This is a genomic window from Pseudomonas sp. C2.3V (assembly GCF_058536325.1).
This window is the reverse complement of the sequence record NZ_JBZUBN010000001.1, coordinates 28,275-40,874: the sequence shown is the minus strand read 5'-3', so window position 1 is coordinate 40,874 and position 12,600 is coordinate 28,275. Positions and strand designations below refer to the sequence as shown.

Here is a 12,600-nt window from a genome sequence, read left to right as displayed (position 1 = left end):
CCCGCGCAGCTCCGTAATCCCATTCCTATGCATTTCCCCTCTCGTTATCCCATCTGCAACAAAAACCTAACGCCTGTTCCGGGCAGTTCCGTCTGCCAGATAATGAGCCTCGCTCGCCTTACCTCAATGGGCAGTGGTTGCGATTTTTTCGTGACAACAGCGGAGGCGATTGGCCTGAACTCTTGCGGGGTCGCGCTATCCGTATTTATACGCACGCTTCGTCATCACGAAGCCATGACTGCCACCCATATTCAGGTATACAAACGGAGAGTTACACGCAATGCATACGACCCAGGGACTACGCTTGAGCTGGAAGATTGCGGTCTTCGCCGTGCTGGCTTCGCTCTTGAGCGGCTGCGGCATCAACACTATTCCTACCTATGACGAGCAAGTGAAGTCGGCCTGGGCGCAGGTGGAAAACCAGTATCAGCGCCGTGCCGATCTCATCCCGAATCTGGTTGAGACCGTAAAGGGTTATGCCAAGCAGGAGCAGGATACCCTCACCGCCGTGATCGAGGCCCGCGCCAAGGCAACCTCCATTCAGGTCGACGCGAGCACGCTTAACGATCCCCAGAAACTCCAGCAGTTCGATCAGGCCCAGCAGCAGCTGAGTGGTGCCCTGAGCCGGTTGATGGTGGTGTCCGAACGTTATCCGGATCTGAAATCCAACCAGAACTTCATGGCTCTGCAATCCCAACTGGAAGGTACCGAAAACCGTATCGCCGTGGCCCGCCGTGACTTCATCGCCTCGGTCGAGCGCTATAACACCGAAATCCGCACTTTCCCGGGCAGCATCTGGCACAAGATCTTCTACAGCGACCTGCCGGTTCGCGAGAACTTCAAAGCCACGACGCCTAACGCTGATCAGGCACCCAAGGTCAACTTCAATCAATGATTGATCGCCCGGTGTTTCGCGCCTTTGCGCTGTGGATTCTGTTCTGGGCTTGTGCAGCGGTGGCACAGGCCCAGCAGGCTCCTGGTTTCCCACCCTTGACCGGCCGGGTTGTTGATCAGGCCGGAATGTTGGATGCCCAGACCAAGGCCCGACTGGAGCAGATGCTCAAGGCCCATGAGCAGGCGACGAGCGAACAGGTGGTGGTCGCTACCATCCCCAGCCTGCAAGGCCGTTCCATTGAGGAGTATGGCTATCAGCTCGGTCGCCATTGGGGGATCGGGCAGAAAGGCAAAGACAATGGTGCGCTACTTCTTGTCTCGCGTGACGACCGCAAGGTCCGAATCGAAGTCGGCTATGGTCTGGAAGACCGCCTGACGGATGCGCAGTCCTTCCTGATCATCAATCAGGTCATTGTTCCCGCGTTCCGGCAGGGTCAATTTGCTCAAGGCATTAACGAGGGGGCTAGCGCCATGCTCAAGGTACTGGGCGGCGATCCGCTGGTACGCCCGGCACAGGATGATACATATCACGACAGTGAAGATCGTCCTACCCCGATTCTGTTCATCGTCCTGTTCGTCATCATCCTGTTCATGATGAAAGGTGGCGGAGGCGGTCGTGGTGGACGTGGCGGGCGAGGCAACTCGGTGCTAACCGGCGCAATCCTTGGCAGTGTTCTCGGCGGTGGTGGCCGCTCGGGAGGAGGTGGCCTTGGAGGAGGTGGTTTTGGTGGGGGCGGCGGCAGCTTTGGCGGCGGCGGGGCTTCAGGTGATTGGTAAGGAGAGCGGACCTCTATGACATTACTCAACGAGCACGAGCAGCGACAGGTCGCTGAAGCCATCTCTCGCGTTGAACGCGATACCGATGCAGAGCTGGTCACGGTGCTGGCCGCACGGGCCGATGATTACACCTATATCCCGTTACTCTGGGCGAGCCTCATTGCATTGATCGTTCCAGGCGCGATCAATTACTACCCAGGTTGGCTGAGCCCCCATGAACTCCTGCTGGTCCAGTGGGGCACGTTGATTGCGCTGAGTCTGATCTTCCGCATTCCAGCCATCACGACGCGTCTGATTCCACGCCAGGTGCGTTGCTGGCGCGCGTCCAACCTGGCACGCCGTCAGTTTCTCGAGCACAACCTTCACCACACACAGGCGGAAACTGGCATGCTGATCTTTGTATCGGAAGCCGAACGCTATGTGGAAATCCTCGTAGACCGAGGTATTTCGCAAAAGCTGAGTGACGAAACCTGGCAGTCGATCATCGCAACCTTTACACAGCAGGTTCGTCGCGGCGAAACCTTGCAGGGCTTTCTGACCTGTATCGACGCATGCGGTGAGCACCTGAAGCAACACCTGCCGGCAACCCATACGCGTAACGAGCTACCGGACCGGCTGATCATCCTACCCTGAGGGGTAGGCGTTTCCCTTGTTTGACGCGGGCCACTGTGGCCCGTGACAGGTTATTCCCCTTGCAAACGACCACCACCTCTATTCCTCGCTATCCCGTGATGGTGCTGATCCTCGGCGCCCTGGCCTGTATCGGCCCCATGTCGATTGATGCCTACCTGCCGGCCTTTGGCGCCATCGGCCGAGATTTTCAGCTGACACCTGAAAAGACCCAATTGACGCTCGGCCTGTATATGCTGGCGTTCGCATTCATGACGCTTCTGCATGGCACCCTGTCCGACTCGTTCGGCCGCCGGCGGGTCATTCTTTCGGCCCTGGCGGTGTATATCGCCGGCTCGCTGATCGCGGCATTCGGCCCGAGCTTCGACTGGCTGCTGGCAGGCCGTGTCTGCCAGGGCCTGTCCGCTGGTGCAGGAATGGTAGTGGGACAGGCCATCGTGACGGACTGTTACAAGGGTCCGGTGGCCCAGAAAACCATGTCCTACATCATCATGGTCTTCAGCGTGTCCCCAGCCTTTGCGCCGATTATTGGCGGCTACCTGTCAGAACACACCGGTTGGCGCGGCGTATTCTTTTTCCTCGCGGCGCTTGCCGTTTTCAGCGCCTCGCTCTGCGCGTTCCTGATGCCCGAAACCCTGGCGCCAGAACGCAGACAAGCCTTCGATCTGAGCGTCCTGTCGCGCAATTACGGACGAGTCATGCGGGACGGGCAGTTCATGGCACGCGCCGTGGTCTTCGGCGCCCTGTTTGGCGGCTTCGCCTTCCTGATCGGCGCCGCCCCCGATTTTGTCACCCAGGTACTGGGGCTGGCCGAAACCGACTTTGGCTATCTGTTCATTCCTATCGTGATCGGATTGACCAGCGGGTCCTTTCTGGCAGCACGGCTTTCCTCACAATTGCCTTCCGGTCGACTGATCGGCTTTGCCTACGCCATGCTTGGCCTGAGCTGCTTGATCAACCTGACCTATACAGGTCTGGCTACCGACCTGAACGTCTATGCGGCCGTCATCCCGCACGGGCTGTTCGTCTTCGGCCTGTCGCTGGGTATTCCTACCATGACACTACGCATCCTCGAGCGCGTACCGGAGCTGTCTGGTACCGCCGCGTCAGTCCTGGGGTTTGTCCAGATGATCTTCTTTTCCATTGTCAGCGGCTGGCTTGCACCGCTGGTGTACGGCAGCGCCTTCCGCCTGGCCGTGGCGCTGTCCATTGGAGTCGTGGTAAGTGGCTTGGGTTGGGCGCTGGTCACGCGTCTTTCCTCATCGGCCGAGCCCGCCTCAACGCGGTAATGTCTTTCCGGGCTGGCCATTTAAATAGTCAGCCCGCGTCTTTGTTCACAGCCCCCTTGACCCTATCGTAACGTGAGGCCTCAGGATCAATTCCGCACGTGGAAGAAAGGAGCAATTCGATGCTATTGAAAGTGGGCGAACTGGCTAAGCAGTCGGGTCTTACGATTCGGGCTCTTCACCATTACGACAGCATCGGCCTGCTCACACCCTCCGCGCGCTCCGATGCCGGCTACCGACTGTACAACCGGGCCGATATTGCCCGGCTGCACCAGATCCAGGCCTTGCGTGGCATGGGCCTGTCGCTGGCCGAGATCGGAGCCCTTCTGGCGCGGCCAGACGTTGCGCTCCTGACCATCACCGAGCAGCAGATCCGCCGGCTGGACCGACAGATTACTCAGCAAACCAATCTGCGTAATCGCCTGGCAGACCTGCATCGACAACTCAGTGAAGGAGAGGAGCCTGACCTGGCCGATTGGTTGAAGACTCTGGAATTGATGACCATGTACGAACAGCATTTCGCCCCTGAAGACCTGAATGATCTGCCTTTCTACACTCCCGCCAACCAGCAGGCTTGGCGCGCACTGGTGCAGGAAGCCCATCAGCTCCTCCAACAAGAGCTCCCCCCTGAGTCCGTTCAAGCACAGTCGCTGGCACGGCGCTGGATGACGCTCCTGGAGCGCAATACATCAACCAACCCGGCCCTGGCCGTACGGCTCAACGAGCTGTTCCGCCATGAGGCCCCGCTACAGGAGCAGACAGGTGTCACCACCAAGATGACCAACTTTATCCTGAAGGCCTTCACGGCCGGCAAGCTTGCGATCTATGAACGGTATCTCACACCCGAAGAGTTCGCCTTCATGCAGGCAAACTATGGCGAGCAGGTCCCGAAATGGCTACCGCTTCTGGCCGATTTACGCCGCATTATGGATAACGGACTGCCTCCCCACTCTCCAGAGGCGCTGCAGCTGGCGCAACGCTGGACCGCATTGTTTACCGCCTATGCAGGCACAAATCCCGAGACCCACCATAAACTGCGCCAGGCCCATGCCTGCGAGCCGCAGCTGGCTGAGGGCACCTGGATGACAGACGATATCCAGCGCTATCTCGGCCAGGCCATGGCAGCACTGCGCACCTAGCCCTGCAAGCCCTGATCTTGTGATCAGGGCTTGGCAAATAAGAGAGACAGCGAGGGCAGCTCCAGCGGAGGCTTGGTCAACCAGGCCTCCTCTTCCGCCTGGGTCGGCACGAACCGGCCTCCTGTCGCCTCTTGTGGCACCTGACCGGCCAAGGCGAAGGAACCCATGCCGAGCGTACAGGCCGAACTTGGATAGTGACTGGAGATGGCATAGTCATCCGTCAGGGCATGGGCACTCATTGCACCGTTCTGCGCGAGCACGGCCTCGACTACGGCCTGCTGCTGGTACTCGGTAAGCGTGACCGTCAGGACAGTCGAGTGCTGGGTAATGGCTTCGCGCGCGGGCTCATCATCGGCCAGGTCGAAAAGTGAACAGAAGAAATGGCTGATTCGTTCACCCAGCGAACCTGTGGAAGAACCTGCCGTCTCATTTCGAGAGGCTGAAAGTGAGATATGCCGACCGGCTACGCCTTTTGCGATCAACTCATGTCGGACATGCTCGGCTTCGCTTTGGCAGCCGAAGGCTGCTTTGAGAATGTGCTCCATCGCTACCACCCTTTTTAGTTATTGTGTTCACAGCCCGCTTAGCCGGGCCTGTCGCTAAAGGCAGACAGCGCCACCTGAAGGGAAAGGGCTCATCTGCCTGCCAAGGGATTCTGCAACAAGGTAAAAAGGTTGGTGAGAGCATTTCGTCCGCCCGGCACATGCCGATGGGAAGCAATACGACTAGGACTGGACAGATCCAAATAACCTCACTGACGGGGTCACTTTGAGCCGCTGCGCTGGAGTGCCTCTACTGAAACCATTCCAGCGAAACCGCTTCGATGCGCAGGAAGAAGAAGGCTCGTTTCGGAACGCGCCCGTAAGCGCTGAGCCACCTTATACGTTTTTAGACGAAAGGCTATGCCAGCATATCCTGGCGTACGGCAGGGACGGGCAATACCGTGACTGACATTCTGACGCAGGGCTGCTCCAGCCAGGGCCACAAGATGTGATAAGACCAGAAACGATCGGCAGCCCGGAGGGTCCTATCCGTTCGAAAAGACAGTCCAGGCACTTGAGCTAACGGCCTGTGGCTTTAGCACAAACCCATGCTTATTTACATGAACCTGCTCACAGCTCTGCACGGCAGCTCCCCATTTTCTTCGGAGCGCGCGTAGGATTTCAGGATGCAGTTAACCTGCCTGACTGCTTGAAAAGGAATTCAGCATGAAATGCCCCCACTGCAAACAAAGCATCAGCGCCTTCCACGCTGCAGTCTTCGGTCCGCCTGAGTCGGATGGAAGCCGATTATGTCCCGAATGCCACAAACCCTTTACCTTGAAGCTTGATGTGTTCAGAGCTATCCCAGCAGCAGCCAGCGGTGCCGCCGCCGCCCTGTTGATTGCCTTCAGAATTCCCTATGTCGGCTTTCTTCTGGGTGCCTTCGTCCTGGTATTTTCGCTATATCTGACCTCAATGCGCCTGACCAAACCTGCATCGGCTGAAGAAGAGGCGGTTTCACCATGAGCGTCCGGCTGCCACATCAGGCGGGCAGCCCAGAAAGGAGAGGGGGTACGTCAGGACTTGGGCATGCCTTCCAGCATGTACTTCTCAAGCTCGACCCGGCACGTAAGGCGGGTGCAGGCAAAAACCCGGTCATTCCAGTCGGCCAGTTCCGGATAGTCATTCTGTTCGAGCGTATCCAGAAAGCCCTTGAGGCGGTATGCCTCGCTTGCGCCAAGGCGCATTAAATCAAAGCCGTGACTGATCGCAACGATCTGCAGCAGCTCGCTGACTCGCTCACCCCAAAAGACATGCTGCTCTTTGGGTACAAAACGTCCAATACTGGGCGCGGAGTGAAGATAGCTCATTCAGTGTTTCCTGAAGAATATTCATTCAAATCCCTTGTGTTGATAGCGTTAGCGCGAAAGCCGAATTTCCTGTGGCCTCTTTAATAAGTCGACACAGTAAAAGGAAACTTTAGGATCACAATGCTTTTTGCTTAACCGATTCTCCCATGTTCAGGAATGATTCAGATTTCCCTACAATACCGTGAATTAGTGCACACAAATATTTGGTTAACCTAATCGCCAATGCTTGACCTAGAGCCTTTTGCCATCATCGCATTTGTGTAAGTCATTAAAATGACCAGCGCTGTGCCGGTTAATTCTCCAAAGGCCGTATTGAAATGCTGAGATGGCCTACTTGCCTTACAACGGCGTACTAATACGGGTGACGATCGATAAACGCACATATGAAGCGTTTTGTGTCCGATTATCGGACACAACCACCTTTTTCAAGGGATGCAATCGCATATGCTCGGTGCATGCGGCTTACCTCCTCGGCTGGTGCATGAGCAACAGCGAGACCCTTGAATGAGGACATACAATGATCAACAAGATTGTCGAGAGCCTGAGCCAGGCGGTGGAAGACATCCACGATGGTGCCACCGTGATGATTGGCGGCTTCGGCCCATCCGGACAGCCTTCTGAGCTGATTGATGCGTTGATAGCGCACGGTGCGAAAGATCTCACCATCATCAACAACAATGCGGGCAATGGCGATGTAGGCCTGGCAGCCCTGCTCAAGGCAGGTCAGGTTCGCAAAATCATCTGTTCATTTCCACGTCAGACCGACTCCTATGTATTCGACGAGCTTTACCGTGCCGGCAAAATTGAACTGGAGTTAGTGCCGCAGGGCAATCTGGCCGAGCGTATCCGCGCTGCGGGTGCCGGTATCGGCGCCTTTTTCACGCCGACCAGCTACGGCACGATTCTGGCCGAAGGCGTGGAAACACGCGAAATCAACGGCAAGCACTACGTTATCCAATATCCCATTCATGCCGACTTTGCTCTGATTCGCGCGGACCGTGCCGACCGTTGGGGCAACCTGACCTACCGCAAGGCTGCCCGCAATTTTGGTCCCATCATGGCGACGGCCGCAAAGACTACCATCGTGCAAACCCGTGAAATTGTGGAGCTGGGCGAGATCGATCCGGAAATCATCGTTACGCCAGGCATTTTTGTGCAACGCGTCGTTCGTGTTTCAGGAGATCAGGAATGAACAGACTCAACCGCAACCAGATCGCTGCCCGAGTCGCCCAGGACATCCCGGAAGGAGCCTACGTCAATCTGGGGATTGGACTGCCGACGCTAGTGGCCAACCACCTGCCGGCTGACCGCGAGATTTTTCTGCATAGCGAGAACGGCATACTGGGCATGGGTCCGGCGCCAGAGGAGGGCAAGGAAGATTCTGATCTGATTAACGCTGGCAAGCAGCCTGTCACCCTGCTGCCAGGCGGTGCGTTTTTTCACCATGCGGATTCGTTCGCAATGATGCGCGGCGGCCATTTGGATATCTGCGTGCTCGGCGCTTTCCAGGTATCCGTCACAGGCGATCTGGCCAACTGGCACACCGGCGAGCCTGATGCGATTCCTGCCGTAGGGGGTGCTATGGACCTTGCAATAGGTGCCAAGCAGGTCTTTGTCATGATGGATCTCATGACCAAAGCCGGGCAAAGCAAGCTGGTCGAGCACTGTACCTACCCGCTGACGGGCGTAGGCTGCGTATCTCGTGTGTATACCGATCTGGCTATTTTCGATATTGCTGACGGCCGCGTGTATGCCAGCGAACTTGTCGAAGGCCTCACACTTGAAAGTCTTCAGGAAATGACTGGCCTTGCACTGGTACAAAAGCCGGTTTGACCCTTATCAAAGAAGAGCGGCCTTGCCATGGAACTCACAAGCCTCAAGGTACTAGGCCCGCTTCTTCTGCCAACTTCATGGCCTTTCAACAGCCTCTGTAAAGGTTTGTCTGTCTTGAAACAACTTTGCTGACAAACCGTCACAAAGGTGTGTTAGTGTTCGCCGACTAAGCACGCTGTTATTGGCACGTTTTATGACCAATCTCCTTTTCTGGCTGCCCACGCCGCCATAGCGCTCCGCCCCGCCTCTGGCCTTGCCCGTATAGGCAGGCACACTATCGCCCTGGTTTTTTATAAACTGCGGTGCTCTGTGTTTTTCGCTTTATTTAAAGTTTGCTTAACTTTTAAACGCGTTCAACATAGCGACCATCATATTGATTTATTGTTGGGCAATAATTGAGCATCAGTCGCTCATTATTAAACCAACCACTATCGGGTTCTTAATCAACTAGCTCACTGCTTTTGGGTTAATGCCGCTCGATCAGGCTGGAGAAGTATGAAAATTTTAATTACAGGTCGAAGCGGTCAGGTCTCTCAAGCGCTGCAAAGAAGCCTTAAAACCGATCATGAACTTGTTGTTCTGGGTCGTGATGCCATGGATCTTGCAAATGAAGAGGCCATTCGTGAAACCGTTCGACGTGTGCAGCCAGACCTGATTATCAATGCTGCTGCGTATACGGCTGTGGACAAGGCCGAGACCGACGCCGAGATGGCTTTCAAGGTAAACGCAGAGGCACCGCGGATTCTGGCGGAGGAGGCTGTGGCACGGGCCATTCCGTTCATCCACTATTCGACCGACTATGTATTTGATGGTGACAAGAACGAGCCCTACAGTGAAGAGGATGCCACCCACCCCACCAGCGTGTATGGCGAAAGCAAGCTGGCTGGCGAACAGGCGGTTCAGGCCGTAGGCGGACAGTATCTGATTCTGCGAACCAGTTGGGTTTACTCCCAGGATGGTCACAACTTTGTTCGTACCATGCATCGCCTGCTGCAGGAAAAAGACGAAATGCGCGTTGTAGATGATCAGATCGGCATACCGACTTGGTCCGATACGATTGCCTCAGCCACTAGCCACATTGTAGATCGCATTACCATGGGCAACCCAGGCCCCTGGGGTATTTACCACCTTACCTCGACAGGCAAGACATCCTGGTTTGGCTTTACCGAAACGATCGCTCAGAAACTTGAAGAGCAAGGCCGTTTACGTGCCCGGCTTTATCCTATTGCCACGTATGAGTATCCCACTCCAGCGAAACGTCCAGCTAATTCACGAATGGATTGCTCACGTATTCAGACTAACTGGGGCGTGCAATTACCCGAGTGGAAAGAAGCCTTCGAACAGTTCTGGCAACAGAACTTTGCAGATAAATAGCCCGCTAATAAAGTAATATTAATTTAATAGCTGATTGATATCTCTTTAGAATGCGCTGATATCAGCATTATTAGTTTAACGTTATGAAAAAGGGCGCCATAGCGCCCTTTTTATATCAGCCTTTAAGTTCGGCCAGAATCTGATACGACCTGAGTCGATCAGCATGTTCATACACATCGCAGGTGAAAATCAATTCATCGGCGTCGGTCTTCTCAAGCAGCAAATCGACCCGCTCGCGTACCTTGTCCGGCCCACCAATAATCGCCATGCCCAGCATGTTCAGCACAGCGTCTTTTTCATGGGGCAACCATTCAGGACTCATGTTTCGAACCGGCGGGCGAAGCACCAGGCTTTGGCCACGCATTAATGCCAAGACGCGCTGATAAACCGTGCTTGCCAGGTAATTGGCTTCCTCGTCGCTGTCTGCTGCAACCAGCGGAACACCCAGCATGACATAGGGCTTGTCCAGCACCTCGGAAGGGCGGAAGTTTTCACGGTACAGACGAATCGCTTCATGCATATAGCGTGGCGCAAAATGGGATGCAAAGGCATACGGTAAACCTTTGGCAGCCGCTAGCTGAGCACTGAACAGGCTCGATCCCAACAGCCAGATCGGTATGTTGCTATCGACACCCGGCACGGCGATTACCCGCTGTTCTTCCTGTCGTGGACCCAGGAAGTACTGCAGCTCCTCTACGTCGGAAGGGAAGTCATCGGCGCTTCCCAAACGATCACGGCGCAGTGCATGGGCGGTCATCTGATCGGACCCGGGCGCACGGCCAAGCCCCAGATCGATACGGCCCGGATACAGAGCATCCAGCGTGCCGAACTGCTCGGCCACAACAAGAGGGGCGTGGTTGGGCAGCATGATGCCACCGGAGCCGATGCGGATTGTGGACGTACCGCCCGCCAAATATCCGAGCAGAACGGCCGTAGCTGAGCTGGCGATGCCGTCCATGTTGTGATGCTCAGCGACCCAGAATCGGTTATAGCCTAGCCGCTCCACATGGCGAGCAAGGTCGAGTGAGTTATGCAGGGCCTGGGCAGCGCTGCCATCGTCTCGTACCGGCGCCAGGTCCAGGACGGAAATGGCGGTGTCTTTGAGTTGAGTCATGTAGAAGTCTCCTCGTTAGCCGCGGCAGGCTCTTCGGTTTGTCGCTGCCGCATGGCCAGATCGTAGGTATCGCGCGCCTCTTGAATGATGGGCTGCGATTGAGCGGCCCAATCGGCCAAGGCTCGGATGGGAATGACCAGGCTTCGCCCGATCCCGGTCAGGGCATATTCCACTTGAGGCGGTGTTGAGGGAATGACCGTTCGGGTAATCAATCCATCGCGCTCCAGGTTGCGCAACGTGACGGTCAGCATTCGTTGGGAAATGCCATCGATCTGACGCTTGAGTTCATTGAAACGCAGTGGTCCGCTGTCCAGCTTGAAAACAGCCAGTACCGACCAGGCATCGCCTACACGGTCCAGCACATCACGGATAGGGCAGTCGTGGTTTTTCAGTCGGCGGCGCCCGGTAGCGGACTTGTTAGAATCGTCCATGGCAACCTCGCTGAGCGTGATTACATCAAGAAACTCACTCTACGCCTTTAAGGCAGTTATTAAAAGTAACCTGGCTCTTTTTAGTGACTATGAAACCGATAGGGTGAGGTAATGGCGCGGTAGGTCCGGTACGACAGATGTCGTACCGGAAAGACCGTGATCAGGCAAAACCGACCACACCATGAGGGACGTAAGGTTCCTCAAGGCGGGCGATCTCTTCGGCGGTCAGGTTGAGCGAGAGGGCGGCCACAGCGTCTTCGAGGTGCTGCGGTTTGGACGCACCAATGATGGGTGCACTGATGCCCGGTTTTTGCACAACCCAGGCCAGTGCCACTTGTGCACGCGGTACGCCACGCTCGTTGGCAATCTCGGCCACACGCTCAACCACACGGCGGTCGGCATCGGCCGTATTGGCATACAGGCTCTTGCCAAACTCGTCACTCTCAACGCGTGCGCTGCTGGTATCCCAATCTCGGGTCAGCCTTCCACGTGCCATGGGGCTCCAGGGAATGACCCCTATGCCTTCGTCACGGCAGAGCGGCAGCATTTCGCGCTCTTCTTCGCGATACAGCAGGTTCACATAATTCTGCATGGTGACGAAACGGGTCCAACCATTTTGATCTGCCACGTGCAGAGCCTTGGCAAATTGCCAGGCGTACATGCTGGACGCACCGATATGCAGCGCTTTACCCGCCTTCACCACATCGTGCAGCGCTTCCATGGTTTCTTCGATAGGCGTTTCATAATCCCAGCGGTGGATCTGGTACAGGTCCACGTAGTCAGTGCCCAAGCGCTTGAGGCTGGCATCGATACTGGCAAAGATCGCCTTACGTGACAGGCCGCCCACGTTGGGCTTGTTGCGCATCGGAAAATAGACCTTGGTGGCCAGCACAATCTCGTCACGCTGGGCAAAGTCCTTCAGCGCCCGACCGACGATTTCCTCACTGGTACCATCGGAATAGGCGTTGGCGGTATCAAAGAAGTTAATGCCCATGTCGAGGGCTTTCTTGAGTAGCGGGCGACTCTCTTCTTCGCCCATCGTCCATGGATGATTACCACGTTCAGGCACGCCGTAGGTCATACAGCCCAGGCACAGCGGAGAAATTTTCAGGCCCGTAGACCCGAGGTTCTTATAGTCCATGACGACTCCTTGAAATAAATCAGACCGGAGAAAAGGCAGGTCATAGGCTGACCACAACCCTGGCCATTTGCTCCGGCCCTTTTACCTTACCCTGATGAACACCACCTGTACGCCTTACGTTTCGCCGCA

The 12,600-nt window shown here is 56.1% G+C and carries 14 protein-coding genes; 9 read left to right on the top strand and 5 right to left on the bottom strand.

All coding sequences use genetic code 11. The annotated features are described in order from the left end of the window. The first annotated feature begins 280 nt into the window (after positions 1 to 280). The 5 genes from AC4LF3_RS00195 to AC4LF3_RS00175 all read left to right on the top strand — a co-directional run bounded on the left by AC4LF3_RS00195 (position 281) and on the right by AC4LF3_RS00175 (position 4,726). Complete coding sequence (locus AC4LF3_RS00195) at positions 281 to 895, top strand: LemA family protein (RefSeq protein WP_219651335.1); 615 nt, start codon at positions 281 to 283, stop codon at positions 893 to 895. After that, complete coding sequence (locus tag AC4LF3_RS00190; protein WP_491834574.1) at positions 892 to 1,671, top strand: TPM domain-containing protein; 780 nt, start codon at positions 892 to 894, stop codon at positions 1,669 to 1,671. Before AC4LF3_RS00195 ends, AC4LF3_RS00190 begins: the two co-directional genes overlap by 4 nt. A 15-nt stretch (positions 1,672 to 1,686) precedes the next feature. Further along, a complete protein-coding gene (locus tag AC4LF3_RS00185) occupies positions 1,687 to 2,304 on the top strand; it encodes a TPM domain-containing protein (RefSeq protein WP_010796380.1) in 618 nt (205 codons plus the stop codon). 59 nt (positions 2,305 to 2,363) lie between these two features. Beyond that, positions 2,364 to 3,590, top strand: a complete 1,227-nt coding sequence (locus AC4LF3_RS00180; RefSeq protein ID WP_491834573.1) for a multidrug effflux MFS transporter — start codon at positions 2,364 to 2,366, stop codon at positions 3,588 to 3,590. A 119-nt stretch (positions 3,591 to 3,709) separates the two neighbouring features. Next, positions 3,710 to 4,726: a MerR family transcriptional regulator gene (locus AC4LF3_RS00175; protein WP_491834572.1), complete on the top strand. Its 1,017-nt coding sequence runs from the start codon at positions 3,710 to 3,712 to the stop codon at positions 4,724 to 4,726. Between the two features lie 23 nt (positions 4,727 to 4,749). Here AC4LF3_RS00175 and AC4LF3_RS00170 read toward each other — a convergent pair whose 3' ends face one another. Beyond that, positions 4,750 to 5,271, bottom strand: a complete 522-nt coding sequence (locus AC4LF3_RS00170; protein ID WP_491834571.1) for a hypothetical protein — start codon at positions 5,269 to 5,271, stop codon at positions 4,750 to 4,752. 663 nt (positions 5,272 to 5,934) lie between these two features. Here AC4LF3_RS00170 and AC4LF3_RS00165 point away from each other — a divergent pair. Next, positions 5,935 to 6,234 (top strand): hypothetical protein, encoded by a 300-nt coding sequence (locus tag AC4LF3_RS00165; RefSeq protein ID WP_010796376.1) that lies wholly within the window; start codon positions 5,935 to 5,937, stop codon positions 6,232 to 6,234. Between the two features lie 50 nt (positions 6,235 to 6,284). On the opposite strand, the gene AC4LF3_RS00160 is transcribed toward AC4LF3_RS00165, so the two are convergent. Continuing rightward, entirely contained in the window at positions 6,285 to 6,578 is a 294-nt protein-coding gene (locus AC4LF3_RS00160; RefSeq protein ID WP_010796375.1) for a hypothetical protein, read from the bottom strand. A gap of 517 nt (positions 6,579 to 7,095) precedes the next feature. On the opposite strand from AC4LF3_RS00160, the gene AC4LF3_RS00155 reads away from it, so the two are divergent. From AC4LF3_RS00155 to rfbD, 3 genes are all read left to right on the top strand, one after another. Next, positions 7,096 to 7,770: a 3-oxoacid CoA-transferase subunit A gene (locus tag AC4LF3_RS00155; protein WP_074820994.1), complete on the top strand. Its 675-nt coding sequence runs from the start codon at positions 7,096 to 7,098 to the stop codon at positions 7,768 to 7,770. Next, complete coding sequence (locus AC4LF3_RS00150; protein ID WP_074820992.1) at positions 7,767 to 8,411, top strand: 3-oxoacid CoA-transferase subunit B; 645 nt, start codon at positions 7,767 to 7,769, stop codon at positions 8,409 to 8,411. The genes AC4LF3_RS00155 and AC4LF3_RS00150 overlap by 4 nt, the downstream gene beginning before the upstream one ends. Before the next feature lie 495 nt (positions 8,412 to 8,906). Beyond that, entirely contained in the window at positions 8,907 to 9,785 is an 879-nt protein-coding gene (gene rfbD, locus AC4LF3_RS00145; protein WP_491834570.1) for a dTDP-4-dehydrorhamnose reductase, read from the top strand. Between the two features lie 115 nt (positions 9,786 to 9,900). Here rfbD and AC4LF3_RS00140 read toward each other — a convergent pair whose 3' ends face one another. The 3 genes from AC4LF3_RS00140 to AC4LF3_RS00130 form a co-directional block, all read right to left on the bottom strand. Further along, a complete protein-coding gene (locus AC4LF3_RS00140) occupies positions 9,901 to 10,899 on the bottom strand; it encodes an LLM class flavin-dependent oxidoreductase (protein WP_491834569.1) in 999 nt (332 codons plus the stop codon). After that, positions 10,896 to 11,330, bottom strand: a complete 435-nt coding sequence (locus tag AC4LF3_RS00135) for a winged helix-turn-helix transcriptional regulator (protein WP_491834568.1) — start codon at positions 11,328 to 11,330, stop codon at positions 10,896 to 10,898. Before AC4LF3_RS00135 ends, AC4LF3_RS00140 begins: the two co-directional genes overlap by 4 nt. A gap of 160 nt (positions 11,331 to 11,490) precedes the next feature. Next, positions 11,491 to 12,471 (bottom strand): aldo/keto reductase, encoded by a 981-nt coding sequence (locus AC4LF3_RS00130; RefSeq protein WP_491834567.1) that lies wholly within the window; start codon positions 12,469 to 12,471, stop codon positions 11,491 to 11,493. Positions 12,472 to 12,600 lie beyond the last annotated feature (129 nt).